Below are 25,770 nucleotides of genomic sequence, written 5' to 3' on the forward strand. Positions count from 1 at the left end.
CGGGTGCACGCTCCCGTTTTCGTTCAGGCGAGCACTGTGCGTTCAGGCGAGCGCCGCGGAACCGGCCAGCAACAGCGCCACGCTCACGGCGGCGCCGAACACCTCGACCGGCACGAGCCGCTTCCTCGCCTGCCGCGCGAAAGCCAGGTTCACCAGGACGTGAGCGGACGCCGTGGCCAGCACCCACCACGGCCCGGAGGTCAGCAGCAGGGTCGCGCCGAGGTAGAACGACATCGCCGTGATGCCGCGAACGCCGCTGTGCACGGGATGCGTGCTGACGAACCCGCCCTGCGCCTTCAGCTGTTCGGCGGCCTGCCGCCCGATGGGCCAGGTGAACGTCGTCAGCTCGATGGCGGCGATGAACACGAGTTGCGCCAGCGCCCAGCCGAACCCGGCCCAGAGCGCGGACTCGACGCCGCTGACGGCCACCAGGACCAGTGCGAGCCGGACCACCTCGTCGGTGATCCCCGACGACACCCCGATGATCGTGTCCCGGCGTCGAACCGCGTGCAGTCTCCCGGCCGTGCCCAGCGCGGGCAGGCGCGCCGCCAGTGCGGTCAGCCAGCCCAGGACGCCGGTGAGCGCCGTGCCGGCCTGCGAGATTCCGAGCAGGATCGCCAGTGCCGCCCCGAGGAGCAGGAGCAGGACCGCGACCACCACGGCGCCGGCCCGGACCCTCTCCGTGACCCGAGCCGAGTCAGTGCCAGGGCGTTCGTCGTTCGCAGAGGTGTCGATGGGTCGACGCTACTCCGTCACCACCGCGGCCGCGGTTTGCCGGCCCTCGTCAGCCCGGCGGCCTCCGGTGACCGTTCGTTGACCAGCCTGGCGACGTCGGACAGCAGCTGACCGGTGTTGCGCGCGTAGTTCCGCATGAGGGAGAAGGCATCCGCGACGTCGATCTCCAGCCGTTCGGTCAGCACACCCTTGGCCTGCTCGATCACGACACGGCTCGTCAGCGCGGCCTGGAGTTGCCCGGCGAAGGCCTCGCTCTGCTCGGTCGCGCGCACCTGGAGCAGGCTGATCGTGGCGACGTTCGCGAAGGACCGTGCCAGTGCGGCGGCCTCGGCGGGCAGCGGGCCGGGCGACGTGCGGAACAGGTTCAGGGCGCCGATGGCCTCGTCCCGCGACCGCATCGGCACCGCGTCGACCGCGGCGAAGCCGAGTTCCACGGCCGCGGCGGTGAACCGCGGCCACCGCGTCTCACCGCGCAGATCGGGACAGCCCACTGTCTGTCCTGAGTGGACGCAGTCCGCGGAAGGGCCGCCTTCGTTGTGCGGCAACAGGTTCCCCAGCGGCCGCGCCAGGTGGCTGGACGTGGCGATCAGCTCGAGCGCGCCCTGGCCGCCGCCCAGCAGGATCCCCGCCGCGTCCACGGGCAGCAGCTCGACGCTGCGCTCGGCGAGGACGTGCAGGAACTCGATGGTGTCGAACCGTTCCACGAGTGCGTCGGCCAGTTCGGCGAACGTCTGTGCCACCCGCTGGTCCGACACGCCGGTCACCTCTCGTTCGTCGCTGTGGCAGCCGCGGGGTCTGGGCGGTTCAGATCAGACTAGCGTCGCGACGACCGGCGACCGGCATTTTCGGGAATTACCCCGTTGGGAAATGGGCTCCTGCTCGGTGGAACGCGTCCGAAAGAGTGTATTCTGAATTCGTCGAGAACATTTCGCACCTGAGCGTTCAAGCTCCTGTCGTGCTCGATGAAACGTGAACCGGCCGTCTTTCGGCCGAGGTCGGGAGTTCCCGCATGACGGATTCCACCTACATCTCCGCATACGACCGCAGGCTCAAGATGGTGGAGGAAGTGCTGTCCGGCCGCACCAAGCTCGGCGGCAAGGACGCGCGGGAGGTGGCGGTGCACGTGCTGCGCGCGCTGGACCACATCCCGGAGCAGGTGCGGTGACCTGGTGCGGGGCGCCGGTCTGGAGGCTATGACCTCGAGGTCGTCAGCGCGGTCATGTCGATCGTGCCGGAGATGACGTCCTCCGCCACCTTGCTCAGGTGAAGGCGGTTGCTCCTCGAATACTGCCGCAGGGCGTGGAATGCGACGCTCATGTCGACCTGCAGCCGTTCGGCGAGCACCCCTTTCGCTTGTTCGATCAGGACCCTGCTCTGCAACGCGTGCCGCAGCTGTCCGGCGAGCAGTTCGCGGTCGCTGATGACCTGGGCCTGGAGCAGGCCGATGGTGGCGATGTCCGCCATGGCTCGCGCCACCCGGATCCGCGTCTCGTCGAGTTCGTGCTCGGTGCCGGTGAACAGGTTCAGCGCCCCGACGGTCTGCTCGCGCAGCCGCATCGGGAGGGCGTGCACCGCGCCGAACCCCGCGGCCGCCGCGACCGCCGAGAACTCGGGCCAGCGCTGGGGTGGCTCGGTGAAGCCCGTGACCGTGATCGGCGCGCCGGTGAGGTAGCACTCCATGCACGGGCCCTGCCGGTGCTGGAGTTCGAAGAGTTCGAGCAACCGGGCCTGGTCGCTGGAGGCACCGACCACCTGCAGCTCACCGAAGTGGTCGGCGAGCAGGATGCCGGCCGCGTCCACCCCGAGGGTGCTGACGCAGCGGTCGGCCAGCCGGTGCAGGAACTCGGCCGGGTCGAAGTCGGCCACCAGGGTGTCGGCCAGTTCGACGAACGTCTCCGCCAGATTCTCCACGAACATGACAAGTCACCTCTGTCGGTTCTCGCCGGGGCGGGCCGATCATCGGGGATCGGACCGGCCGTCCGGGCTCAGTCGCAGGTGCCGGGTGACGACGTCGCGAGCGACCTCGACGACCGGCTTGTCTTGTGCGAACGAGTGCGCGCGCAGCCGCACGAGCGCCTCGTCCATGCTCACTCCCAGTTGGACGGACAGCATTCCCGTGGCCTGGTGCACTTCGGTCCGGCGGAGCGGCATGTCGTCCAGCGGAGGAACGTCGACGTGCACGCTGGTCAACTCGTCCAGCACCAACGACATGACGATGTCCGTCACGACGTGCGCGTCGGCCACCTGTTCCGCGGTCAACGGTCCCGGGCTCGTTCTGTGCAGCACGAGCGCACCCAGGTGGATCGCACCGCTGCGCAACGGGAACGCGAACACCGCCCGTGCCCCCGTGGCGCCGGCGGACAGCGTGAACAGCGGCCACCGCTGATGGTTCTCCCATGAGTCCAGTTCGTCCACCAGCACTGGAACGCCGGACCGCAGGGAGTGCTCGCCCGGCCCCTCACCGAGCACGAACCGCATGTTCTCGAGAAGCGTGCCGATCTGGTTCGTGGCGTAGCTGTAGGCATTCCGGCCCGTGCCGCGCCTCAAGGTCAACTGAGCGCCGCTCACCCCGAGCAACGCCACACACGCTTCGCACGCCGCCTCGCTGGGCAGCGTGACGCCGCGATGAGCCGCGTCGCCGGTGAGACGCGCCAGCACCTTCGCGAGCCGCTCACCTGTCACAGCGCGTCCGGTGAGGTGAGGTCGAGCGCGCCGGTGTGGTCGTGTCCGCGGGCCTGGACGGCGATCGACCGGCCGGTCGGCAGCAGGACCAGGCGGAGGATCCGGCTGCGGCCCACGTCCTCGCCCAGCGGGCCACGCCGGTGAGGTTCGCGGCAGTGAGCTGCTCGCCGCCGTGGCGGTAGTCCATTTCGCGCAACGCGCGGGTGTCCTCTTCCAGACGCGTGACGTCGGCGAGACGGATCATGGCAGGCAGCACTCCAGACCAGTGGTGGTGGAAGTGGCACCGCCGGGGGCCGGGGCGGATGTCGCTTTCTCACCTGACGCGGGTCAGGTCTGTCGTTGATCTTAGTGCCCCGCCGTCCCGGGTTGCGCCGCCGTTCGGACGTCGCCAGGCGTCTTCAACTTGCGCGCCAGCCGCTCCGGCCTCGGCCAGCGGACCGCGGTGGCCCAGCCGAAGATCTCGAACATCCGGATGAATCGCGCGGAGATGTCGATCTGACCACGGCGAACGCCGTGCCGTGCGCAGGTGGGGTCGGCGTGGTGGGAGTTGTGCCAGGACTCGCCCATGGACAGGATCGCGAGCGGCCAGAAGTTCGCCGACTTGTCGCGTGCCTCGAACGGCCGGTCGCCGATCATGTGGCAGATGGAGTTGACCGACCACGTGATGTGGTGCAGCACGGCCACTCGAACGAGACTCGCCCAGAAGAACGCGGTCAGCGCGCCCCACCAGCTCCAGCTGATCAGGCCGCCCGCCACGGCCGGCGCGATCAGCGTGACCGCCGTCAGCACGGGGAACAGCCGGTTCACGCGCTGGATGTCGGGATCGGCGAGCAGGTCGGGGGCGAAGCGGGCGGCGTTGGTCAGTTCGCGGCGGAACATCCAGCCCAGGTGCGCGTGCCAGAAACCCTTGGCCAGCGCGGCGACCGACGTGCCGAACAACCAGGGGGAGTGCGGATCGCCCTCGCGGTCTGCGAAGGCGTGGTGCCGCCGGTGGTCGGCGACCCAGCCGATGATCGGCCCCTGCATCGCCATGCTGCCGGTCGCCGCCAGTGCGATCCGCAGCGCGCGGTTGGCCTTGAACGCGCCGTGGGTGAAGTAGCGGTGGAACCCGATCGTCACGCCGAGGCACGTCAGGCTGTAGAAGAAGACGGCGAGACCGACGTCGGTCCAGCCCAGGCCCCAGCCCCACGCGAGCGGGACCGCGGCGGCCAGCGCCACTGCCGGGATCACGGTGAAGAGCTTGATCAGGAATCTCTCGAACGGGGAGTTCTCACCCGCCAGCAGCGGCTGTGGGGTCTGCACACCGGGTGCTGTGGTGTTCGTCGTCGTGCTCACGTCGCGAACCTCCGGGACGGCGATCTCGTCGGTGCCGCCGGGGTCTCGGGCGAACGGGAAGGGGCCGGCGCGGAGGCGACGATGCCGAAGCGCCGGCACCTGCTGTTTACCCGGAGTCGCGCGGTCGCGAAACCCCGCTGGGGGTCACGAGGATCGTGCGCCGCGCAGCCACAGGTCGAGGTTGAGGGCGAAGTCGATGCCGGAACGGGTGGCGTGGTCGGTGGCGGGCCGCTCCAGCCGGTCCCGCAACCGCGCGGGCTCCAGCAGCGTCCACACCGGGGCGGACGGGGTGGCGAGCAGGTCGTGCGCCTGTGCGGAGATCATCCGGTGGTACGCCGGGTCGTGCGTGATCGGGTAGGGCGCCTTGGTGCGGCCGAGCACGCTCGCGGGCAGCAGAGGAGCCACCGCGGCGCGCAACAGCGACTTCTCGCGTCCGTCCGAGGTGTGGTGCGTCCACGGCGCGTTGAACGCGTACTCGACGAGCCGGTGGTCGCAGAACGGCACGCGCACCTCCAGCCCCACCGCCATGCTGAGCCGGTCCTTGCGGTCGAGCAGGTGGGGCAGCCAGCGGGTGAGGTGCAGGTACAGCACCTCGCGCGTCCTGCCGCCGGTCTCGCCCGCGAGCCGGGGCACCTCGGCGAGGGCCTGGCGGTAGTGCGCCTCGCGATGGGCGGCGATCCCGAGTTCGGTCGTGACGTCGTCGCGCAGCAACGCCTGGTAGGTGCCGCTGTGGCCGGTGAAGTACCGCCACGGGTAGTCGTCCGCGCCGACGCGGCCGCTCTCGTGGAACCACGGGTAGCCGCCGAAGACCTCGTCCGCGCTCTCGCCGGAGATCACCACGGTGGTGTGCTCGCGGACCGCGCGGAACAGCAGGTAGAGCGAGACGTCCAGGTCGCCGAGCGCGGGCGCGTCCTTGGCGGTCACCACGGCCTGGCGGTGCCGCGGATCGGTCAGGTCGGCGGCGTCGAGGACGATGTCGCGGTGGCCGGTACCGCAGTGCGCCACGACGTCGCGGACGAACGGACCGTCCGGAGTGGACCGCAGGCCGGTGCCGGTGAAGTGGTCGCCCGCGAAGTCGACGGAGAACGTCCGCAACGGTGGCATTCCAGCCCGTCTCGACGCGCGCTGACCTAGTGCGACGAGCGCGCTGGAGTCGAGTCCGCCGGAGAGCAGGGCGCCGAGCGGGACGTCGGCCTGGATGTGGCGCGAGGTGATGTCGTCCAGGAGATCGGCGACGTTCGCGACCGTCTCGCCGAGGTCGTCGTGGTGCGGACGTGCCTCCAGCTGCCAGTAGCGCTGCTCGTGCACGCCGTTCGCGTCGAGGACCACGACGGTGCCGGGGAGGACCTCGTGCACGCCCTGGAAGAGGCTCGTTCCCGGAGTGTGCACGGAGGCGAGGAAGTCACGCAGCCCGTCGGTGCTCGCGGAAGGGATGACGAGGCCGCTGGCGAACAGGCTCTTGGGCTCGGAGGCGAAGAGCAGACCGGAGCCGTGCCGCGTGTAGTGCAGGGGTTTGACGCCGAGCCGGTCGCGGACCAGGACGAGCCGGCCGCGCAGGTGGTCCCAGACGGCGAAGGCGTACATGCCGTTGAGGCGGGAGGGTGCGTCCGTGCCCCACTCCAGGTAGGCGTGCAGGACGACCTCGGTGTCGGTGCCGGTGCGGAACTTGTGACCGCGCCGTTCCAGTTCGTCGCGCAGTTCGCGGTGGTTGTAGACCTCACCGCTGTAGGTCAGCGCCACGACCGGTTCGTCGCCGTCGTCGGTGAGGACCATCGGCTGCTGTCCGTGCGCCGGATCCAGCACGGCCAGGCGGCGATGACCGAGCACCGCGTGCGAGCCGGCCCACACACCGTCCCCGTCAGGTCCGCGGGACGCCATGGCGTCGTTCATCAGCTGGACGCGTAAGCGCATCCCGGGGGAGGGGTGGACGAGATCGGCCCAGCCTGCGATGCCGCACATCGGCTCACGGTTCTTTCGATCGATGATCAGGAACGGGCCAATGAGAGCAGCAAGATCGACTGGTGGTCCAATTAGGACACCCGAAGTGATGACGGAGAGATCTTGATGAACACGAGCGAGCCGATCGCGATCGTCGGCATGGGCTGCCGCTTCCCCGGCGCGGACAGCCCCCGGCGGCTCTGGGAGCTGGTGCTCGGCGAGGTCGACGCGGTGACCACCGGCCGGTTCTCCGGTGCCACGACGGAGTTCGCGCCGGAGGACTACTTCGTCACCGAACGGGAGAACGCCACCCTCGACCCGCAGCACCGGGTGCTGCTGGCCTGCGCCCGCGACGCGCTGGCCGACGCCGGGCTGCACGACGAGGCGATCGCGGGCCAGGACGTCGGCGTGTTCATGGGGCAGAGCACCGGTGAGCACTGGGATCGCCTGCACGGTGAGACCACTGTGGACATGTACGCGATCGCGACGGCCGCCGCACGGGGCATGGCGTCCGGCCGCGTCAGCTACGCCTGGGACCTGCGCGGTCCCTGCGCCACCGTCGACGCGGCCTGTTCGTCCGGCACGCTCGCCGTCCACCTGGCCTGCCAGAGCCTGCGCACCGGCGAGTGCGACACGGCACTGGCCGGTGGTGTCAGCCTCGTGCTCGGCACCGATCACACCGATGGTTACTCCGCCGCCGGAATGCTGTCCTCCTCCGGCCGCTGCCGCTTCGGGCACGAGGACGCCGACGGTTTCGTGCGCGCGGACGGCGCCGGAGTCGTCGTTCTCAAACGGCTTTCGCAGGCACAGGCGGACGGCGACGCGATCCACGCGCTCATCCTCGGCAGCGCACAGGCCAGCAAGGGCCGCACCGCCAAGGCGATCATCGCGCCGTCCGTGGAGGGCTACGTGCAGGTGATCACCCGCGCCGCGGCCGTCGCGGGCATCACCCCGGCCGCCATCGGCTACGTGGAGGCGCACGGCAACGCCGCTCCGGCGGGCGACCGGCTGGAACTGCAGGCCATCGGTGCCACCATCGGCGTGCACCGCGACGAACCGTGCCTCGTCGGTTCGGTCAAGACCAACATCGGCCACCCGGAGGCCGCGGGCGGGATGGCGGGGCTGATGAAGGCGGCGTTCGCGGTGCGGGAGCGCACGGTTCCCGCCAGCCTGCACAGCGACCGGCCCACGTCGCAGGTCGACTGGCCGGGGCTCAACATCGCGCCGGTGCCCAGCGCGGCACCGTGGCCGGGCACCGGACCGGCGATCGCCGGGGTCAGCAGCTACGGCCTGTCGGGCACGTTCGTGCACCTCCTCGTCGGTGAGCCGCCGTCACCGCTCCATGGCGTCGATCAGGGCGCTCACTGACGTCGTCGCCAGGCCGATGGTCGCGTCGCTCGCGCCGTACGGGATGACCAGCGTGTCGTCGTGCAGCAGGCCGCCGCACGAGTAGACGACGTTGGGCACGTATCCGTCGCGTTCGGTGGAACTGGGCACCAGCAACGGTTCCGGCAGCGTGGCCAGCACCTTCCAGGGCTCGTCGAGGTCGAGCAGCATCGCGCCCATCGAGTAGAGCCGCATCGGGCCGACGCCGTGGGTCAGCACCAGCCAGCCCTCGGGTGTCTCGATCGGCGAACCGCAGTTGCCGACCTGGACGAGGTCCCAGTCCCTGGCCGGCACCGCCACCGGCCGGGGATCGTTCCACGTCCTGATGTCGTCGGTGGTCGTCACGGCCGTGCTCTCGCCGTCCCCGCGGGACAACGCCGCGAACCTGCCGCCGATCCGCCGGGGGAACAGCGCCATGCCCTTGTTGCGTGCCGCGGAACCGGTCGTCTGCGACACCCGGAAGGTGCGGAAGTCGTTGGTCTGCAGGAGTTGTGGCTCGACGTCGACCCCGTCGTAGGCGGTGTAGGTCGCGTAGTAGGTCTGATCGCCGTCGTCGTCGGTGAAGAGGACGAACCTCGCGTCCTCCATGCCGTGGCGTTCGGACGGGCCGATCGGCCAGAGCACGCGCCCGCTCACCACCGAGTCCTCCGGGAACTCGGTGGTGTAGTTGCACGCGGCGATCCACCTGATCAGTTCGACGGTCCGGTGCGCCGCCTGCCTGGCGACCAGCTTCGGGTGCAGGCCCGCCAGCAGTTCGTCCAGTTCGGCGCCGGTGAACTTCGCGGGCAGCCACCGGTCCAGCACGGCGGAGACCTCGTCGTGGTGGCCGCGGTCGGCGAGCTTGCCCTGGAAGAGGCTCTTCTCGTAGATCGAGTCCCGGTGCAGGCCGGTGCTGATGATGCCCGGCTGCGGATCCACGGTGAGCGCGCCGCCGGGCCCGGCCAGCCCGGTCCGGAAGCCGATCGAGGACAGGTGCCCCTCGCCGATGCCGCGGACGCTCAGCACGAACCGCAGCTGTCCCGGTGCCGTCCCGCTCTGGTCGGGGTGCGCGACCATCGACGGGTTGCACAGCGCGGCACCCTCCACGGCGTACTCGTGGGTGAAGTACGCGCCGATCAGCAACCGGCGGGACTCGGACAGGCCGGCGTCCTCGGCCAGCCGGTGGCTCACGCTCGCGAAGTTGTCCGCGAAGGTCACGCGGACGTCCCGATGCCGTCCCGCGAACAGGCGGACCGTGCGCTCCAGCGCGGCGCACACGGTGTCCTCGTCGAGTGCCATCACCCGCCGGATCACGGCCGCGGACCGCGACTCGTGCTCCGGAACCTCTTCTCCCGGTACGAACAGCTTGGTGATGACCCGTCGCGGGTCCGGGCGCAGCCGCAGGAGGCTGCGCGTGACGCGGGGGTTCATCCGGTGCTCTCCAGGAGCGTGCGCAGGTGTTGCATGGTGGAGATCAGCGCCAGGGTCGACTCGGCGCCCTGGTTGGTGTTGGGGCCGTCCGGCGTCAGTCCGTCGTAGCAGCCGCCGGTCTGCTCGTCGTGCATCAGCGTGGCGAGATCGTTGTCGCCGTTGAACCACGCGATCGAACGGCGGACTCCGGCGAGCCACCGCGGGTCGGAGGTGATCCGGTAGGCGCGGGCACAGGCGTCGGCCAGCGCGGCGGCCTCGATGGGTTGCTGGTCGAACGCCGGGCGCGACTCGCCGAGCGACCAGCCGCCCGCCGGGACCGGCGAGAGGTGGAAGTCCGTGGACTCCACGGCCAGCAGCCAGTCCAGCAGCCGCAGGCCGTCGTCGCGGACCTCGTCGTCGGACAGGAGGTCGCCCGCGGCGATCAACGCCTCCGGCAGCACGGCGTTGGCGTAGAACAGCCGGTCCTCCGGCCACGGCCAGTTCTCGTCGGGACGCGGTGCGCCGACGTAGGTCGTGATGTCGCCGAGCAACTCGGCGGCGGGAGCGTGCACGGGATCGGCGGCCAGCACCTCGGCGGCACCGAGCGCGGCGAACGCCATCGTGCGCACCGACGGCGGGCGGTGCCGGGCGCCGCGGTCGAAGCACTCCAGCGCGGCCTGCCGGACCGCGGGCACGGGGGAGCGCGCGGCGGCGGTGCCGAGCCCCCACAGAGCACGTCCCCACCAGTCGCCCAGGCCCGGCTCGTCCAGCCAGACGCGCGCGGGACCGAGCCGGTTGTGGAAGCGGCCGTCCTCGCTCTGCGCGTAGGCGACGAAGGCGAGGTACTGCTCCGCCAGAGCCGTGAGCTCGGCGGACAGGTCCGGTTCGCGGCTCAGGACGACCAGGCCCCTGGCGACGTCGTCGAGGCAGTAACCGTGCTCGATGCGCGGCAGCGGGCCTTCCGCGTGCTCGTACAGGCCGGTGTCGTCGCTGAGCCGGACGAGGTGGGCGAAGTCGGGGCCGATCACGTCGTCACGCCCACTCGCGTGGTGAGCTTCTGCGCCACCAGGTTCTCGGCGAGCCGGCGATAGCGGCCCGCCACGGCCGCCCAGCTCAGCACCGGACCCAGGTCGGCGGAACGGTCACGCATCCCCGCGGCGAGTCCCGGCTCGGTCAGCACCCGGCGCAGCGCCGCGGCGATGGCGGCCGGATCGCGGTGCGGCACCAGGAGACCGGCGCCGTCCGCCAGCAGCTCCACCGCGTGCGGGAACATCGTCGCCACCACGGGTTTCCGTGCCGCGAGCGCCTCGACCAGCACCCCGGACGTGACCTGCTCGGACGAGTCGTACGGCAGCAGGACGACGTCGGCCCGGCCGACCAGGTCCGCCAGCGCCTTCGCTTCCAGGTAGGCGGGGTCGAACTCGACCAGGTTCGCGACACCGGACTTGGCGGCGTGCTCCCGCAGGTGTGTCCGATAGGCCTCACCCTCGTGGGCGAGCACCTTGGGATGGGTCTGCCCCGCCACCAGGTAACGCGGCCGCAGGTCGCGCAGGTCGCCGAGCGCCGCGATGCCCCACTCGACGCCCTTGCCGCGCCCGAGCAGACCCCAGGTGAGGATCAGCGGTTCGCGTCCCGGCGTGGCGGGCGCGGTTCTGTCGGTGGGGACGGCGCCGTGCGGGATCACCACGACCTCGCCGGGCCGTTCGACCGCGTAGCCGGCCAGGAGACGCTCTCGCGCCGCCTCGGACATGGTGACCACGGCGTCGGCGTGGTCGACGACGGCTTCGAGCACCTGACGCTGTCCTGGCGTGGGCGCGGTGAGCACCGTGTGCAGCACGACGATCACCGGGACCCGCAGCCGGGCGAGCACGCTCAGCGCCTCCGCGCCGTCCCGCCCGGCGTAGATCCCGTACTCGTGCTGGACCACCGCGACGTCGCAACGGTTGAGCACGCGGGCGGCGGAGTCCACCGCGCCGGGGAACATGTGGTGCACCGCCGGTGTCGTCGCGGCGGCGACGCCGGCGTCCGCGTCGGTGAGAACGCGGACGACCCGGCTCCTGCTGCCGGGGGTGGCGGCGGTCAGGTGGCGCCGGAGGGCGGCGGTGAACGTGGCGAGCCCGCATTGTGTGGGCGGATACGTGCTCATGAAGCCATAGGTGCGAACCATGAAGCGGACGGCCTTTCGGGTCGGCTGCCGAGCAGAAGTCCACAGAGGACTGTCTTGGGATGGCGGTCAGCCGTGCTGTGTCACGGCCGCGTTCGCCAGGTCGGCGGGTTCAGCGCGGGAACGGTGGTGGCGGGGTCGGTCGCCAGGGGACGCCAGCCGCCGGTGAGCCGTCCGCCGGACAGGGCGTCCGGCTTTCTCGTCATCCGCGGGCCGCGGGGTGGGGTGAGGTCGACGCCCGTGCTGATGGGACCCGAGATCATCTCGGTTCTCCCGCCTCCGTCCGGACGAGCCGGGCGGGGTTGTGAAGCTCCGGAGGAGGCACCTGCTCGGTCGCGGATGCGCGAAGTACCCTCGGAATCCTCACACTACGCCCACGGTTCGCGCGCGCCGGTTGCGTCAGGTGACGGCCGGATGACATCGGCGTAGACCCGCACCAGTTCGGCGGCGACGCGATCCCAGGAGTATCGCGCGCGAATCTTCTCCTGCCCCGCGGCACCGAGCGATTTTCGCCGGGTGGCGTTGCGGAGCAGCGCCCTCAACGCCTCGGCGATCGCCTGCGGGTCCTGCGGCGGAACCCGCACGCCGGTCTGCTCGTCGACCACGGCGTCGACCAGGCCTCCCACGGCCGTCACCACCACCGGCACACCGCAGGCCATGGCTTCGAGCGCGGTGACGCCGAACGAGCCGTGCCACGGCGTGCACGCCACGACGTCGGCCGACCGCAGCAGGGCGGGCAGCTCGGACTGGCGCAGCGGGCCGGTGAACGTGACCCGGTCCGCGACGCCGCGGGCACGGGCCAGCGTCCGCAGCCGTCTCGCCTCCGGGTCGCCGCGCAACCGCCCGTTCGCGGATCCGCCGACGATCACCAGCTCGGTGTTCTCCACAGTGGACAGAGCGCGGATCAGGTCGTCGAATCCCTGGTGCGGAGCCAACTGGCCGACCGTCACGACGCGGCGTGCGCGGTCGCGTGGCGCGATCGCACCGCGTGGGTTGAACAGCTTCAAGTCGACACCGTGGGGAATCACGGACACCTTCGAACCGCAGATCCCCATCCTGAGCACGTCGTCCGCCTCGTCCGAGTGGGTGGCCACCACCCGTGCCACCTCCTGGCCGAGCAGCCGCTCGACCGCCAGGCTCCCGTGGGCGTCCAGCGTGTGGAACGTCTGCACCACCGGCACCTGCCGGTCGCGGGCTCCCAGCACCGCCGTTATCCCGGACAGCCAGCCTTGCGCGTGCACGACATCGGGCCGCTTCGTGTTCCAGTCGGCGCTGAGGAACCGGGCGAAGTCCGTGACGCGGGCGGTGGACTCGTCCTCGGCGAGCTTTCTCGACGGGCCGGAATGCACGTGGACCACTTCATAACCGGCCTGGGTGCGCACCCGGCTCGGGACCCGCGTCGCGGTGCGCCGGGTGTAGACGACGACCTCGTGGCCGAGACCGCACAGCGCGCCCGACAGAGCGGCGACGTAGACGTTCTGGCTTCCCGCGTCGAGCTGACCGGGTGCTGTCAGCGGGCTGGCGTGCTCGGACACCAGCGCGATCCTGCCCATCGGTGGATCTCCTCACAGCGAGGTGACGAGTCCGCGGGGGCCGGGCGGTTGAACGGGTTCAGGCTACCGGCTGTCGCGCTGCGGAGCGAGGGCGTTACCTCGCGTGGCGGTACGTCCGTCCGCAAAGGACGGTCGCGGGCCCGTCGCCGCGGCGTAGTTCCGCGTCAGGTCGGTGGCGGCGCGTTGCCACGAGTACCGCGCGTGCGCACGGTCGTGCCCGCCGACGCTGAGCAGGTCCCGGCGTGTGCTGTCGGCGAACAACGCTCTCAGCGCCTTGCCGATCGCGTCCGGTTTTCCCTGCGGGACCAGCACTCCCGTCAGCCCGTCCACCACGGCGTCGATGAGACCACCGACCGCGGTGGCGACGACCGGTACGCCGCACGCCATCGCTTCCAGTGCCACACTGCCGGACGACTGGTGTCTCGGAGTGCACGCCACCACGTCCGCGGACCGCAGCAGATCGGGCAACTCGGCGTACGGCACATGGCCGGCGAACACCACCCGGTCTCCGATTCCCATCGACCGGGCCAGCGTCAGCAGACGCCTCGCCTCCGGATCGCCGTAGACGTCACCCTGGGCGCCACACCCGGCGATCACCAGTTCTGCTCCATCCATTGTGGACAGGGCGCGGATCACGGCGTCGAATCCCTTGCGCGGCAGCAGCCGGCCGACCGAGACGATCTTGCGCGGGCGCAGCCGGTGCACCGGTTCCCGTCCCGGGGTGAACAGGTCGAGGTCGACGCCTCTGGGCACCACGGCGAGCTTCGCCCGGTCTATTCCCATTCCCAGCACGGCACGTGCTTCAGTCGAACAGAGCGCGACCACTCGGGCGACCTCGTGACCGACCAGACGTTCCACGGCCAGCCGTTTGGTCGACGCCGGACCGTTCGACCGGCGGTCGGGCAATGGCACGCTGCCCACCGAGTGATACGTCTGCACCACCGGCACCGAGACGTTCCGTGCGCTGAGCACGGCCGCGATACCGGACAACCAGCCGTGGGAGTGCACGACGTCGGGTTGTCGTGTTTTCCAGGTGAGCTTCAGGAATCCGACGAAGTCCCCGATGTAGGCGAGGACCTCCTCCCCGTTCAGCTTCGTGGCGGGCCCGGCAGGCACGTGCACCACGTCGTAGCCGTCGGCGGCCCGCACGCGCTGCGGAAGGTGGGGATGGTCGCGCCGCGTGTAGACGACCACCTGGTGGCCGAGCGCGGACAACGCCGTCGCGAGCCCCGCCACGTGGAGGTTCTGGCTTCCGGCGCCGAACGCGCCGGGCGGGGTCAGTGGGCTGGCGTGCTCGGAGACGAGCGCGATCGTCATCCGCCTGAACGCGATTGGCTCGATACCGCCGGCCACGGTGATCTCCTCACGACGAGGTGACGAGACCGCGGGGTCCGGGCGGTTGCTGCATCTGCCAGCGGGTTCAGGCTACCAAGGTCACGCCTCGGTGGGGCGCGGCGAAGAGGTGAGCAGGTCGTCCGGGCGAAGCTCTCCGAGAACGAGTTCCCGCGCGACGTCGGCCAGGCGGCGACCGCGGTTGCGCGAGTACTCGCGCAACGCCTGGAAAGCCTTCTCCATCTCCAGGTTGCCGGCGAACGCGAGCACGCCCTTGGCCTGTTCGATGACGACCCGGCTGTTCAGCGCCGTCTGCAGCTGCTCGGTGACGATCTCGCCGCGCCGGATCGCCCGCTCCTGCAGGATCCCGATCGTGGCGGTGTCCGCCAGGGCGCGCACGACCATCAGGTCCTCGTCGCCCAGCAAACCGGTCTCACGGCGGAACAGGTTCAACGCGCCGATGGTCTCGCGGCGCAACCTCATCGGCACCGCGTGCACGGAGGCGAAACCCTCCTCGATGGCGAGCGGCGCGAACCGGGGCCAGCGCTCCGTGGTGGTCTTCAGATCCGCGACCAGCACCGGCTCGCCGGTGTGCACGCATTCCAGGCAGGGACCCTCGCTCGCCTGGAGCTGGGACAGTTCGAGCATCCGCGTCTGGTCGGAGGAGTAGGCGACGACCCGCAGGCCGCCGCGCTGGTCGGAGAGCATCAACCCGGCGGCCGTCGCGTCCAGCAGCTGAACGCAGTGATCGACCAGCCGGTGCAGCACGTCCACCACGTCGTAGTCGTCGACGAGGGTGTCCGCCAACTGCACGAAAGCCTGGAGCAGCCGGGATTCTCGCTCCGTTCTGGAAGGTGCGCTACCGCTCATGTCCTGCTCCTGTCATGTTCGTCCGACGGTAGTGCTGACCGCTGCGGGTCGCCATCGACACCTCGTGCGCGGTCATTTGCCCAGTTCCAGCGGGGACAGCTTGCGGTTCACCATGTCCTTGGCCACGTCGTCCAGCGATCGGTCCGTGACGAAGGCGTACCCGCGCAGCCGGGCCAAAGCCTCCTCCGCGGAGATGTCGAACGCCGCGATGAGCATGCCGGTCGCCTGGTGCACCTGTTCTCGGCCTGGCGACAGCACACCCTGAAAGCCGTCGGCGTCACCGGACTCTCCCAGCAGCAGCCCGAGCAGCACCGCGGTCACCAGGTCGACGACCTCCAGCGCGACGGCGAGTTCGTCGCCCGACAACCAGCCCGGCTGACGGCGGTACAGATCGACCGCGCCGATGCCGATCGCGCCCGCCTGCAACGGGAACGCGAAGATCGCGCCGATGGGCAGCGCGGCGATCGCCGTGGCGAACATCGGCCATTCCACGGCCGATGCCTGGGGCAGGTCGGGAACCAGCACAGGTCTTCGCGTGGAGAACGCCTCGAAACAGGGGCCTTCGCCCAGGCTGAACTGCACGTCCTCGATCTGCGCCGCGATCTCGTCGCTGGCGTACAGCGTCTCCCGCTCGCGCGGACCGCTCATCACGGAGATGGAGGCGCCGTCGACCGGCAGCACGTCCACACACGCGCGAATGACCCGCGCCAGAGTGTCGAGTTTGCTCTCGCTGTCACGAACCGCGGCCATCACCGTCGCTCGTGCGTGACTCAACGCCTGACGAGGTCCATCAGGTACGGACACCGGTGGTCACACCACCGGGAAACGGCCGATCATCCACGGCTGGCACAGAATTCCTCCACCACGTCGACTGAACCCAGTCGTTCCTGGACGTAGCGAGGTCTGGGCGTACGCCTTGCGTGACCGCATCAGGATCAACCCGACCAGCTTACGGCTCGCACCCCGCGGGCCGCCGTTCAGCCTCCGTTGAAGTGTGGGAACCACACGAAGTGACGATTGTCCCGGACGGGCCGATGCCCGTCGAGGGGCCGAGTTCCGCTCAGGCGCCAGGCGACTGCGGCCAGGAGGCCTGCGCCTGCACGGCGGTGGCGTGGGTGACGAAGAAGCCGTCCAGCCCGACGAGCGCCAGGGTGCGGGTGAGGTGCCGGGGCACGCCCGCCAGCGCGATGCCCGCGTCGGCCGCGTGCGCCCGGTTGTGGGCGGCGATCAGGGTGGAGATGCCGGTGGAGTCGCAGAACCGCAGTCCGGTCAGGTCGACGACGACCTGCTGGCCTGCTCGCGGTGCGAGGGCCTCGACCGCCCGCAGCGCCAGGGGAGCGGTGGCGACGTCGAGGTCTCCCGCCAGTTCGAGCACCGGTCCGGCAGGGGTGTCGTGGGTGACGACGGTGAACGCGGTCATGACTGGCCTTCCTCGTCGAGGCGGACGCTCAGCGCGAGCAGCGCGGTGTCGTCGTCCACGCCGTCGCCGAAGCCGGCGAGCAACCCGGACACGGCGGCCACGGTCTCGGTCGCGCTGCTGGTGCCGAGGGCGGCGGCGAAGTCGCGCAGGTACTCCTCGTCGTAGCGGACGCGGCCGTGGGTCCTGGCCTCGGTGAGGCCGTCGGAGTAGAGCAGCAGCGTGTCGCCTGGCCGCAGGTCCACCTGGAGCTCGACGAACCGCGCGTCGTCCAGCGCGCCGATCAGCTGGCCGCCGAGGGTGGAGAGCAGCTCGGCGGTGCCGTGGTGGCGGATCAGCAGAGCGGGCGGGTGCCCACCGCTGGCGAGCGTGATCCTGGCGCCGCCGCCGGCCGGTTCCAGCAGGCCGTGGATGGCGGTGCAGAAGCGTGGCGTGGTGCTGATCTGTTCCTGGATGAGCACCGTGTTGAGGTGCTTCAACACGGCCACGGGATGCGGGTCGTACACAGCGGCGGCGCGCAGCGTGTAGCGGACCAGCGACGTGACCACGGCTGCTTCCGCGCCCTTGCCGGACACGTCGCCGAGGAAGAACGCCCAGGTGCCGTCGGCCAGCGGGAAGAGGTCGTAGAAGTCGCCGCCGACCTCGTCGGCCGAGGCCGGGTGGTAGTAGGCCGCGACGTCCATGCCGGGGATGTCCGGCAACGAGGGCGGCAGCAGGGTGCGTTGCAACGTCTTGGCCAGCAGCTGCACCCGATCGCGTTCCTGCTCGGCCACCTGCAGGGCGCGCAGCAGCTCCTTTTCGTAGGAACGGCGCTGGCTGGCGTCGAAGACGGTGGTGCGGATCAGCTCGGCGGCGCCACTCGTGCCTGTCTTGACGGTCGAGCTCACCAGCACCGGCAACCGGGTGCCGTCGGCGCGCACCAGTTCCAGCGCGATGCCGCCGGCCTCACCGTGCATGCGCAGCATCGGCGCGAAGTGCGTCTCGTGGTAGATGCGGCCGCCGACGGTGAGCAGGTCGGCGAACCGGCGCCGTCCGACCAGGTCGTCGCGCCCGACGCCGAGCCATCCCAGCAGTGTTTCGTTGACCTTGGCGATGGTCCCGTCCATCGACGTGGACAGGTAGCCGCACGGCGCGCGCTCGTAGAGGTCCGCGAAGGTGTCGTCGGCCCGGCTGCTCACCGGACGCCCGCGAACCCGGCGATCGCCGCCGCGGTCTGCTCCGGGTCGCTCAGCTGCGGGCAGTGCCCGGTCGCGTCCAGCGTCACCAGGACGCTGCCCCTGATCTGGTCGTGCACGAACTGGCCGACCTCCGGAGGCGCGATCGCGTCCGCCGAGCACTGCACGACCGCGGTGGGAACGGTGACGCCCGCGAGGTCCGCGCGGTTGTCGGAGAGGAACGTGGTGCGCGCGAACACCCGCGCGATCGCCGGATCGGTGCGGCAGAAGGATGCCTCCAGCTCCCCGGCGACCTCGGGACGGTCCGGGTTGCCGGCGATGACCGGCGCCATCGCCGCGGACCAGCCGAGGTAGTTGGACTCCAGCGAGTCGAGCAGCTCGTCGATGTCGGCGCGGGAGAACCCGCCGCGGTAGTCGCCGTCGTCGAGGTAGCAGGGCGACGGGGTCAGCAGCACGAGCTTGGCGAACCGCGCGGGTTCGCGGCGGGCGGCGAGCACGGCGATCATCGCGCTGACCGAGTGCCCCACCAGCACGACGTCGCGCAGGTCGAGCTCGGCGCAGATGTCCAGCACGTCCTCGGCGTAGCCGTCGAGGGTGGAGTAGCGCTGCGGCGACCACGCCGCCGTGTCGGACCTGCCGGAGCCGACGTGGTCGAACAGCACGACGCGGAACCGTTCGGCGAGCTTCGGCGCCACCAGCCTCCACAGGTTCTGGTCGCAGCCGAACCCGTGCGCGAGCAACACGGTCGGACCGTCCTCGCGACCGATGACGGTCACGTTGTTCCTCCGCCGCGCGTCCATGTGCGCATCCTGTCACCCCGATGCGGGTCCTGCGCCGAGCCTGCGCCGAACGGTTCGCGGCCGCGGCTCACCTGATCCGGTGAAAGTCGTTGGCAGACGCCGAGATTCGGGCGTTCACACGGTCAGGTGAACGATTTGATCTTGGCGCCCGCTGTGCCGCACTCTGCCGCAATTCCCACTACGTGCGAGCGAGAGGTGCCATGGAGCACGAGGCGAACTGGTTCAAGGGCGCGGTCTTCTACGAGGTTCTGGTCCGGGCGTTCAGCGACTCCAACGGAGACGGCACCGGCGATCTCCGCGGGCTCGCGTCCAAACTGGACTACCTCCAGTGGCTGGGTGTCGACTGCCTGTGGCTGCCGCCGTTCTACGCGTCGCCGTTGCGCGACGGCGGGTACGACATCAGCGACTTCCGGGCGGTGCTGCCGGAGTTCGGCACGGTCGAAGACTTCTCCTATCTGCTGGAGGAGGCGCACCGGCGCGGTATCCGGGTGATCACGGACCTGGTGCTCAACCACACGTCCGACGCGCATCCGTGGTTCCAGCAGTCGCGGCAGGACCCGACGGGCCCCTTCGGCGACTACTACGTGTGGAGCGACGACGACTCGCGTTACAGCGACGCGCGGATCATCTTCGTCGACACGGAGTCGTCGAACTGGACGTACGACCCGGTGCGCGGGCAGTTCTTCTGGCACCGCTTCTTCAGCCACCAGCCGGACCTCAACTTCGACAACCCCGCCGTCCAGGACGCGATGCTCGACATCCTGCGCTTCTGGCTCGACCTCGGCATCGACGGGTTCCGCCTCGACGCCGTGCCGTACCTGTTCGAGCGCGAGGGCACGAACTGCGAGAACCTGCCAGAGACCCACGACTTCCTGCGCAAGTGCCGCAAGGTCGTCGACGACGAGTTCCCCGGCCGGGTGTTGCTGGCCGAGGCGAACCAGTGGCCGTCGGACGTGGTCGAGTACTTCGGTGATCAGGCCGTCGGCGGCGACGAGTGCCACATGGCGTTCCACTTCCCGTTGATGCCGCGGATCTTCATGGCGGTGCGGCGGGAGTCGCGGTTCCCGATCTCGGAGATCCTGGCGCAGACGCCGGCCATCCCCGAGAACGCCCAGTGGGGCATCTTCCTGCGCAACCACGACGAGCTCACGCTCGAGATGGTCAGCGACGAAGAGCGCGACTACATGTACTCGGAGTACGCCAAGGACCCGCGGATGAAGGCGAACATCGGCATCCGCCGTCGTCTGGCGCCGTTGCTGGAGAACGACCGCAACCAGCACGAGCTGTTCACCGCCATGTTGCTGTCGTTGCCGGGTTCGCCGGTTCTGTACTACGGCGACGAGATCGGCATGGGCGACAACATCTGGCTGCAGGACCGCGACGCCGTGCGCACGCCGATGCAGTGGACCCCGGACCGCAACGCGGGCTTCTCGTCGTGCGACCCGGGACGGATCTACCTGCCGGTGATCATGGATCCGGTCTACGGCTACCAGGGCCTCAACGTCGAGGCGCAGACCCGCAACCAGTCGTCGCTGCTGAACTGGACCCGCCGGATGATCGAGGTGCGCAAGCAGCACCGCGCGTTCGGTCACGGCGACTTCACCGAGCTCGGGGCGTCCAACCCCACGGTGCTCGCGTACCGCCGCACGCTCGGCGCCGACGTGGTGCTGTGCGTCAACAACCTCTCGCGCTTCCCGCAGCCCGTCGAGCTCGACCTGTCCGAGCACGCCGGCACGGTGCCGTTGGAACTCACCGGCGGGGTGGCGTTCCCCGCGGTCGGGGAGCTGCCGTACCAGCTGACCCTGCCCGGCCACGGTTTCTACTGGTTCCAGCTGAGCTCCGACGTGGAAGGCGGCGACAAGAAGTGACGACGAGCGAGGCCGTCGAGGTCGTCCCGGCCCCCGAACAGCTGGACCGCTGGCTGCACGCGCAGCCGTGGTTCCGCGGCCGCGCGCCGGTGGTGTGCGAACGCGTGACGGTCCTGCGCGACGGTGATCCCGCGCTGGTCCACGTCGTGCTCGCGGCCGACGGGCGCCGGTACCAGCTGCTGCTGGGCCTGCGGGACGAGCTGCCCGAACGCCTGGTGCACGCCCGGATCGGCACCGCCGGGAAGCGCCAGGTGTACGAGGCGGTGTACGACCCGGAGCTGACGGCAGTGCTGCTCGACCACTTCGAGAAGCCCTCGGAGGTGGAGGAGCTGCGGTTCCGCGGCGCGCTGCCGCCCAGGTACACCGCCGCACCGGTCGGACGACCGTTCCCGGGGCCGCAGCGCAACTTCTCGATCGTCTACGGCCAGCGGCACGTGCTGAAGTTCTTCCGCGAGCTGGTGCCCGGCGACAACCCGGAACTGGTGCTGCACAACGCACTGCACGAGATCGACGACCCGCACATCGCACCGCCGCTGGGCGCGCTGGAGTCCGAACTGGACGGAGTGCGCACGACCTTCGCGGTGCTGCACGAGTTCGTGCCGCTCGGCGCCCTCGGCTGGCCGATGGCCACCGCCAGCGTCCGGGACTTCCTGGCAGGCCCCGGCGCGGATCCGCAGGACGCGGGCGGCGACTTCGCCGCGGAGGCGCACCGGCTGGGCCGGGCCGTCGCCCGCGTGCACGCCGACCTGCGCGAGACGCTCGGCGAGCAGATCGCCGGACCGGACGAGGAGGTCGAGTTCGCCGCGGCCCTGCACCGCCGCCTGGACGCCGCGCTGGCCGAGGTTCCCGCGCTGGCACCGTTCGAGGCGGGCCTGCGCGCCCGGTTCGACGCGGTGCTGGCGACCGCCGAACCCGTTCGGCTGCAACGGGTGCACGGCGACCTGCACCTGGGCCAGGTGCTGCGGTCGCCGCGCACGTGGGTGCTCGTCGACTTCGAGGGCGACCCGAACGGCACCGCGGCGGAACGCGCGCGGCCCCGCCCGGCCGAGCACGACGTGGCCACCGTCCTGCGGTCGCTGCACTACGCGGCGGCACAGCTGCTGGTCGGCGCGGAGGACGTCGCCACGTTGCTGCCGAGTGCCGCGCGATGGCTGGAGCGCAACCGGAAGGCGTTCTGCGACGGGTACGCCGAGCTGGCGCCGGACCTGCGGCCCGACGGCGCGCTGCTGACCGCCGTCGAACTGGACCGGGCGGTGCTGGAGGTGCGGCACGAGCACCGGTTCCGTCCGGAGTGGACGGTCATTCCGCTGTCCGCGATCGCGGAGGTGGTGACCGGAGAGCCGGCCTGGCTGGTCTAGTGGGTGACGGTGACGACGATCTTGCCGATGTGGCTGCTCGCCTCCATGTAGCGGTGGGCGTCGGCGATCTCGGCAAGATCGAACGTCCGGTCCACGGCCGGCGTGAACGAGCCGGTCGCGAGCCCCGCGTTGATGAACGCGACGGCGCGGCGCAGGCGTTTGGGGTCCCTGCTGATCGAGTGCATCGAGTACGCGCGGCTGGTCAGCTGCGGGTAGCTGCTCGCGTTCGGCAGGGGAGTGGGGCGCGGGTCGAGCGCGCCGTAGACCACCAGGTGGCCGCCGGGAGCGATGGCCTGGGCGATGGTCTCGACGCCGGGTCCCGCGATCGGGTCGAACGCCAGGCGGACGCCCTCGCCGCCGGTGATCTCCTTGACGCGGGTGGGCAGGTCCTCGTCGCCGGTGACGACGACGTGGGCCGCGCCCGCGTCCAGGAGTCGCTGCCGCTTCGAGGCGTCGCGGGTGGTGGCGATCGGGACGGCGCCGATGTGGCGGGCGATCTGGACGGCGGCCTGGCCGACGCTGCTCGCGGCGGCGCTGAGCAGCACGTGGTCGCCGGGGCGGACCTCGCCGGACTCGAAAAGTGGTCCGTACGCGGTGATGTAGGCCATCCACACGGCCGCGGCCTGCACCGCGCCGATGTTCGCCGGGCGGGGGAACACGGCGGAGGCGGGCACGATCACGTGGTCGCCGTAGGTGCCGTACCTGGTCAGTGAGAACGCCGGCACCACGGCGATCGGGTCGCCCTCGGCGACGTGCGACACGTCCTCGCCGACTGCCTCGACCACGCCCGCGGCCTCGTAGCCGAGCGTGGCGGGGAAGACCGGCTGTTCGTAGTAGACGCCCTCGCGGAACATGATCTCGGCCCGGTTCAGGCCGATCGCGTCCACGCGGATCCGCACCTCACCGGTGCCGGGATCGCCCACCTCGACGTCGCGGAGCGTCAGCACCTCGGGACCGCCGAGCCGGTCGAACTGCACGTGCCTGGCCATGGTGAGCCGTCCTCAGGGGTCGGGAAGCAGTGCCGCCCACCCTGCCCCAAACTTTGATGGCCGTCAAACTTTGACGCGCATCGAAGTTATGCCTCGGCGTCCGCCGCGGTCACCACGGCCGGCAGCAGGCCGGGGAAGCGGGCCTCCATCTCCTCCGTGCGCAACGAGTTCAGCTTCGTCGTGCCCCGGTAGTGCTGCCGGATCACGCCCGCCTCGCGCAGGACGTTGAAGTGGTGGGTGAGCGTCGAGTCCGACACCGGCGTGTCGAACGTGCCGCAGCCCTTCTCGCCGCCCGCCTGCGTCAGCTGGCACACGACCATCCGCCGGACCGGGTCCGCCAGCGCCTCCAGGGCCTGCTGCAACGTGACCTCGGACAGCTCGGGGTGCTCCACGGTCCGCGGGGTGGTGCGGGGACGTGCCACGGTGAACTCCTCACGACTTCGATGTCGTTCATAGTACGACCGTCATCGAACCTTCAGTGGTCCCGGACTCGCCGGTAGCCTCCCGTCCATGAGCAGAAAACTGCTGGTCGGGCTCGGAATCGTGTTGCTGCTGGTCGGCGGGGTGTGGACCGCGCAGGGGCTGGGTTATCTGAAGGGCAGCTTCATGACGGGGCAGCAGCTCTGGACGACGATCGGGCTGCTGTGCGCCAGCGCCGGCGTCATGATGCTGATTCCCTGGCCGAAGAAGAAGTGACAGAGCGTGCGCCATCAATCACAGCCCCCGGCTCCCTGTGAACGGTAATGCCGATCTGTGAATGAACGATCTGGTCGGTGACGCGTATTTAGTCAAAGACAGAACAGCCGTTTGTGTCATGGATCGTCCGACCTTCATCAAGCCGGGGACCGCCATTGCCCAGCACAGCTGAATCCGCCGCTCACGGGGCGGCCGCGGGGATCGTCCGCCGATTCTGGTGGCGCACCAGCCAGCCCGCGAGGCTCGCGATCGGATGTTTCGGTGTCGTCACCGTGCTCGCCGCCACGGGCGCGGTGGCGTTCAGTGGCGACGCCCTTTCCCGGGAACGCGGGAACGCCGGACTTGAAGCGAGCGGGTTCCGCGGCGACTCGATCCAGGTGACCGTGCGCGAAGTGACCGAAGTGGATCTTTTCGAGGGTGCGGAGCCCATCACCGGACGCGTCGTGCGCGCTCGCGTCGCCGGGTTGCGACCGGCGGCGGGCTGCTGGGTGGCGGAGTCCCGCGCCACCGCCCAGGACCTGTTGCGCGGCAAGGACGTGCGTCTCGTGGTGAGGAGGGACGACGCGTCCGATCGGATCCTGGTCGACGTGGAGCTGCCGGACGGCACGGACTACGCGCAGACCGTGGTGAGCGGCGGCGTGGTGCAGGCCGATCTCGCGGCCCGCGGCGAGCTGGCGCCCGACGAGTCCGGTGCCCGGCTGGGGCGCCTCGGACTCTGGGCGGCCGGTTGTGCTCCCGGCGCGGTGACGAGTGCGTCCAGCACGCCTCCGTCGTCCTCCGTGCCGAGTCCGACCACGACGACAACGGTCACGACCACGACGGAGACCTCCACGCCTCCGCCACCTCCTCCGCCGCCGCCCACGACCACCTCGGCGCCGGACGAGCAGTGGGACGACTCCAGGCTGGGCAAGTTCTGCCTCATCGAGGGCGCGCGCAGGACGACCAAGGACGGCTACGAGATCGTCTGTTCCCGCAACGGCAAGAACCAGCTGAGGTGGCGCCGTGGAGACTGACGACGACGTCGACCTCTTCAGCAAGGCCGCTCCCGCCGCCGAGACGGGGCCCGGCCTCGCCGACGGCCGTACCCCGCGTGGCCTGACGCCCGGCGGCTGGGTGCGCACGACGGGCTGGCTCCAGGTCGGCGACCACCCCGTGAGCTCGGCGCTCGTCGCCGCGGTGGTCGGCCTGCTGGGAGCCGTGGTCGTCGCGGCCGCGTTGGTGCGTGCGCAACCCGTCGCCGCCGGGGTCCTCGTGCTCGCGGTGCCCGTGGTGTGCGGCGGGGCGTGGTGGCTGTTCACCACCCGGCTGAAGCCCGCGTCCCCGGCGCGCAACATCGGCACCACGACGGCGGACGAGCTGGTGCCCGGCGACAACGTCCGCCTGTACGGCACGATCGGACCCGTCGGTCAGGTCGCGGCCGTGACGATCGGCGAGGACGTCGAGGTGGACTTCCACGGCGGTGCGCGCGAGTCGTGGTCTCGCGACCGGACAGTGCACCTCGTGCGGCTTCTCGGCTGACGTCAGGGCAGCAGGAGCTCGAAGAGCTGCCGCAGGGTGGCCTCGAGCTGCTCCTCGTCCGTCCCGTTCAACGCGGTGCTGCCGATCACCTTGCGCAGCAACCAGAATCCCGCGATCACCGACAGCGCCACCGCGGCGCGGTCGGTGCCGCGGGTCTCCGGCGCGACCTCGTGCAGGTGCGCCTCGACGTGCCGTTCGATGTTCTCGCGCAGGATCTCGGCGGCCCGCGGGTTGGCGGCCGAGCGCAGCATCAGCAGGAACGGCGACAGGTCGTCCGCGGCCGGTGCCGTGCGGCGGACCAGCGCGGCGGCGATGTCGCGGGCCAGGGTCGCCGGGTCGCCGCCGAGCACCGTGCGGTCGGTCATGGACACCTCGGCGACCTCGGCGAACAGCCCTTCCTTGGAACCGAAGTAGCGGTTCACCAGCATCGCGCTGACCCCGGCTGCCTGGGCGATCTCGCGGACGCCGATCCCGTCGAAGCCGTGCCGGGTGAAGCCCTCGATGCCCGCTCGCAGGATCGCCGAACGAGTGGCGGACGCGTCCCGGCGATGTGTCGTCGTCATGT

At 70.6% G+C, this 25,770-nt stretch carries 27 protein-coding genes; 7 read left to right on the forward strand and 20 right to left on the reverse strand.

Features of this window, described 5'->3' with window-relative positions:
* Positions 1–42: 42 nt before the first annotated feature.
* Both ACH413_RS04225 and ACH413_RS04230 read right to left on the reverse strand, forming a co-directional pair.
* A complete protein-coding gene (locus ACH413_RS04225) occupies positions 43–660 on the reverse strand; it encodes a hypothetical protein (protein ID WP_360042877.1) in 618 nt (205 codons plus the stop codon).
* A 92-nt stretch (positions 661–752) separates the two neighbouring features.
* Positions 753–1,490: a GAF and ANTAR domain-containing protein gene (locus ACH413_RS04230; protein ID WP_360042874.1), complete on the reverse strand. Its 738-nt coding sequence runs from the start codon at positions 1,488–1,490 to the stop codon at positions 753–755.
* A 254-nt stretch (positions 1,491–1,744) separates the two neighbouring features.
* Between ACH413_RS04230 and ACH413_RS04235 the strand changes: the two genes are divergently transcribed.
* A complete protein-coding gene (locus tag ACH413_RS04235) occupies positions 1,745–1,900 on the forward strand; it encodes a DUF6307 family protein (RefSeq protein ID WP_360042871.1) in 156 nt (51 codons plus the stop codon).
* 26 nt (positions 1,901–1,926) lie between these two features.
* On the opposite strand, the gene ACH413_RS04240 is transcribed toward ACH413_RS04235, so the two are convergent.
* The 4 genes from ACH413_RS04240 to asnB all read right to left on the reverse strand — a co-directional run bounded on the left by ACH413_RS04240 (position 1,927) and on the right by asnB (position 6,711).
* A complete protein-coding gene (locus ACH413_RS04240) occupies positions 1,927–2,652 on the reverse strand; it encodes a GAF and ANTAR domain-containing protein (RefSeq protein WP_360042868.1) in 726 nt (241 codons plus the stop codon).
* A gap of 39 nt (positions 2,653–2,691) precedes the next feature.
* On the reverse strand, positions 2,692–3,417 hold the full coding sequence (locus tag ACH413_RS04245) for a GAF and ANTAR domain-containing protein (protein ID WP_360042865.1): 726 nt from the start codon (positions 3,415–3,417) through the stop codon (positions 2,692–2,694).
* 345 nt (positions 3,418–3,762) lie between these two features.
* A complete protein-coding gene (locus ACH413_RS04250; protein WP_360043055.1) occupies positions 3,763–4,701 on the reverse strand; it encodes an acyl-CoA desaturase in 939 nt (312 codons plus the stop codon).
* Positions 4,702–4,896: 195 nt separating this feature from the next.
* Positions 4,897–6,711: an asparagine synthase (glutamine-hydrolyzing) gene (gene asnB / locus ACH413_RS04255; protein ID WP_360042862.1), complete on the reverse strand. Its 1,815-nt coding sequence runs from the start codon at positions 6,709–6,711 to the stop codon at positions 4,897–4,899.
* 105 nt (positions 6,712–6,816) lie between these two features.
* Between asnB and ACH413_RS04260 the strand changes: the two genes are divergently transcribed.
* On the forward strand, positions 6,817–8,058 hold the full coding sequence (locus ACH413_RS04260) for a polyketide synthase (protein ID WP_360042859.1): 1,242 nt from the start codon (positions 6,817–6,819) through the stop codon (positions 8,056–8,058).
* Here ACH413_RS04260 and ACH413_RS04265 read toward each other — a convergent pair.
* The 11 genes from ACH413_RS04265 to ACH413_RS04315 form a co-directional block, all read right to left on the reverse strand.
* Complete coding sequence (locus tag ACH413_RS04265; RefSeq protein WP_360042856.1) at positions 8,023–9,486, reverse strand: glycoside hydrolase family 130 protein; 1,464 nt, start codon at positions 9,484–9,486, stop codon at positions 8,023–8,025. The two genes, ACH413_RS04260 and ACH413_RS04265, sit on opposite strands and share 36 nt — an antisense overlap.
* Entirely contained in the window at positions 9,483–10,493 is a 1,011-nt protein-coding gene (locus ACH413_RS04270) for a hypothetical protein (protein WP_360042853.1), read from the reverse strand. Before ACH413_RS04270 ends, ACH413_RS04265 begins: the two co-directional genes overlap by 4 nt.
* Positions 10,490–11,611 carry a glycosyltransferase gene (locus ACH413_RS04275; RefSeq protein ID WP_360042850.1) on the reverse strand — a complete coding sequence of 374 codons (1,122 nt, stop codon included), beginning with the start codon at positions 11,609–11,611 and terminating at the stop codon, positions 10,490–10,492. Before ACH413_RS04275 ends, ACH413_RS04270 begins: the two co-directional genes overlap by 4 nt.
* Positions 11,612–11,712: 101 nt before the next feature.
* Positions 11,713–11,892: a hypothetical protein gene (locus tag ACH413_RS04280; protein ID WP_360042847.1), complete on the reverse strand. Its 180-nt coding sequence runs from the start codon at positions 11,890–11,892 to the stop codon at positions 11,713–11,715.
* A gap of 105 nt (positions 11,893–11,997) precedes the next feature.
* Positions 11,998–13,182 (reverse strand): glycosyltransferase, encoded by a 1,185-nt coding sequence (locus tag ACH413_RS04285; protein WP_360042844.1) that lies wholly within the window; start codon positions 13,180–13,182, stop codon positions 11,998–12,000.
* Between the two features lie 63 nt (positions 13,183–13,245).
* On the reverse strand, positions 13,246–14,535 hold the full coding sequence (locus ACH413_RS04290; protein ID WP_360042841.1) for a glycosyltransferase: 1,290 nt from the start codon (positions 14,533–14,535) through the stop codon (positions 13,246–13,248).
* Positions 14,536–14,616: 81 nt separating this feature from the next.
* On the reverse strand, positions 14,617–15,384 hold the full coding sequence (locus ACH413_RS04295; RefSeq protein ID WP_360042838.1) for a GAF and ANTAR domain-containing protein: 768 nt from the start codon (positions 15,382–15,384) through the stop codon (positions 14,617–14,619).
* Positions 15,385–15,456: 72 nt separating this feature from the next.
* Positions 15,457–16,134 (reverse strand): GAF and ANTAR domain-containing protein, encoded by a 678-nt coding sequence (locus ACH413_RS04300; protein ID WP_360042835.1) that lies wholly within the window; start codon positions 16,132–16,134, stop codon positions 15,457–15,459.
* Positions 16,135–16,444: 310 nt separating this feature from the next.
* A complete protein-coding gene (locus tag ACH413_RS04305; RefSeq protein ID WP_360042832.1) occupies positions 16,445–16,804 on the reverse strand; it encodes an STAS domain-containing protein in 360 nt (119 codons plus the stop codon).
* Positions 16,801–17,979 (reverse strand): SpoIIE family protein phosphatase, encoded by a 1,179-nt coding sequence (locus ACH413_RS04310; protein WP_360042829.1) that lies wholly within the window; start codon positions 17,977–17,979, stop codon positions 16,801–16,803. Before ACH413_RS04310 ends, ACH413_RS04305 begins: the two co-directional genes overlap by 4 nt.
* The gene (locus ACH413_RS04315; protein ID WP_396424861.1) at positions 17,976–18,752 is read right to left on the reverse strand and encodes an alpha/beta fold hydrolase; all 777 of its coding nucleotides are present in this window, start codon (positions 18,750–18,752) and stop codon (positions 17,976–17,978) included. Before ACH413_RS04315 ends, ACH413_RS04310 begins: the two co-directional genes overlap by 4 nt.
* Before the next feature lie 224 nt (positions 18,753–18,976).
* Here ACH413_RS04315 and treS point away from each other — a divergent pair, with 224 nt between their 5' ends.
* Complete coding sequence (treS, locus tag ACH413_RS04320) at positions 18,977–20,644, forward strand: maltose alpha-D-glucosyltransferase (RefSeq protein ID WP_360042824.1); 1,668 nt, start codon at positions 18,977–18,979, stop codon at positions 20,642–20,644.
* Entirely contained in the window at positions 20,641–22,002 is a 1,362-nt protein-coding gene (locus ACH413_RS04325) for an aminoglycoside phosphotransferase (RefSeq protein ID WP_360042821.1), read from the forward strand. Before treS ends, ACH413_RS04325 begins: the two co-directional genes overlap by 4 nt.
* Here ACH413_RS04325 and ACH413_RS04330 read toward each other — a convergent pair.
* Both ACH413_RS04330 and ACH413_RS04335 read right to left on the reverse strand, forming a co-directional pair.
* On the reverse strand, positions 21,999–22,991 hold the full coding sequence (locus tag ACH413_RS04330) for a zinc-dependent alcohol dehydrogenase family protein (RefSeq protein ID WP_360042818.1): 993 nt from the start codon (positions 22,989–22,991) through the stop codon (positions 21,999–22,001). The genes ACH413_RS04325 and ACH413_RS04330 overlap by 4 nt on opposite strands.
* Before the next feature lie 86 nt (positions 22,992–23,077).
* Positions 23,078–23,413 carry a helix-turn-helix domain-containing protein gene (locus tag ACH413_RS04335; RefSeq protein ID WP_360042815.1) on the reverse strand — a complete coding sequence of 112 codons (336 nt, stop codon included), beginning with the start codon at positions 23,411–23,413 and terminating at the stop codon, positions 23,078–23,080.
* Positions 23,414–23,501: 88 nt separating this feature from the next.
* Between ACH413_RS04335 and ACH413_RS04340 the strand changes: the two genes are divergently transcribed.
* The 3 genes from ACH413_RS04340 to ACH413_RS04350 all read left to right on the forward strand — a co-directional run bounded on the left by ACH413_RS04340 (position 23,502) and on the right by ACH413_RS04350 (position 25,205).
* Entirely contained in the window at positions 23,502–23,687 is a 186-nt protein-coding gene (locus ACH413_RS04340) for a hypothetical protein (protein ID WP_319974135.1), read from the forward strand.
* A 155-nt stretch (positions 23,688–23,842) separates the two neighbouring features.
* On the forward strand, positions 23,843–24,700 hold the full coding sequence (locus ACH413_RS04345; RefSeq protein WP_360042812.1) for a hypothetical protein: 858 nt from the start codon (positions 23,843–23,845) through the stop codon (positions 24,698–24,700).
* Positions 24,690–25,205, forward strand: coding sequence for a hypothetical protein (locus ACH413_RS04350; protein ID WP_360042809.1), 516 nt, complete (start codon positions 24,690–24,692; stop codon positions 25,203–25,205). The genes ACH413_RS04345 and ACH413_RS04350 overlap by 11 nt, the downstream gene beginning before the upstream one ends.
* Positions 25,206–25,207: 2 nt before the next feature.
* Here ACH413_RS04350 and ACH413_RS04355 read toward each other — a convergent pair whose 3' ends face one another.
* A complete protein-coding gene (locus ACH413_RS04355) occupies positions 25,208–25,768 on the reverse strand; it encodes a TetR/AcrR family transcriptional regulator (RefSeq protein WP_360042806.1) in 561 nt (186 codons plus the stop codon).
* Positions 25,769–25,770 lie beyond the last annotated feature (2 nt).

The sequence above is a fragment of the Lentzea sp. NPDC020367 genome (assembly GCF_044387305.1).
Lineage (GTDB): Bacteria > Actinomycetota > Actinomycetes > Mycobacteriales > Pseudonocardiaceae > Lentzea.

Coding starts and splice junctions, on each gene's coding strand:
- ACH413_RS04295 (WP_360042838.1), bottom strand. CDS start 15,384: ATGAGCGGTAGCGCACCTTCCAGAACGGAGCGAGAATCCCGGCTGCTC.
- ACH413_RS04260 (WP_360042859.1), top strand. CDS start 6,817: ATGAACACGAGCGAGCCGATCGCGATCGTCGGCATGGGCTGCCGCTTC.
- treS (WP_360042824.1), top strand. CDS start 18,977: ATGGAGCACGAGGCGAACTGGTTCAAGGGCGCGGTCTTCTACGAGGTT.
- ACH413_RS04300 (WP_360042835.1), bottom strand. CDS start 16,134: ATGGCCGCGGTTCGTGACAGCGAGAGCAAACTCGACACTCTGGCGCGG.
- ACH413_RS04355 (WP_360042806.1), bottom strand. CDS start 25,768: ATGACGACGACACATCGCCGGGACGCGTCCGCCACTCGTTCGGCGATC.
- ACH413_RS04240 (WP_360042868.1), bottom strand. CDS start 2,652: ATGTTCGTGGAGAATCTGGCGGAGACGTTCGTCGAACTGGCCGACACC.
- ACH413_RS04265 (WP_360042856.1), bottom strand. CDS start 9,486: ATGAACCCCCGCGTCACGCGCAGCCTCCTGCGGCTGCGCCCGGACCCG.
- asnB (WP_360042862.1), bottom strand. CDS start 6,711: ATGTGCGGCATCGCAGGCTGGGCCGATCTCGTCCACCCCTCCCCCGGG.
- ACH413_RS04330 (WP_360042818.1), bottom strand. CDS start 22,991: ATGGCCAGGCACGTGCAGTTCGACCGGCTCGGCGGTCCCGAGGTGCTG.
- ACH413_RS04305 (WP_360042832.1), bottom strand. CDS start 16,804: ATGACCGCGTTCACCGTCGTCACCCACGACACCCCTGCCGGACCGGTG.
- ACH413_RS04275 (WP_360042850.1), bottom strand. CDS start 11,611: ATGAGCACGTATCCGCCCACACAATGCGGGCTCGCCACGTTCACCGCC.
- ACH413_RS04235 (WP_360042871.1), top strand. CDS start 1,745: ATGACGGATTCCACCTACATCTCCGCATACGACCGCAGGCTCAAGATG.
- ACH413_RS04340 (WP_319974135.1), top strand. CDS start 23,502: ATGAGCAGAAAACTGCTGGTCGGGCTCGGAATCGTGTTGCTGCTGGTC.
- ACH413_RS04280 (WP_360042847.1), bottom strand. CDS start 11,892: ATGATCTCGGGTCCCATCAGCACGGGCGTCGACCTCACCCCACCCCGC.
- ACH413_RS04285 (WP_360042844.1), bottom strand. CDS start 13,182: ATGGGCAGGATCGCGCTGGTGTCCGAGCACGCCAGCCCGCTGACAGCA.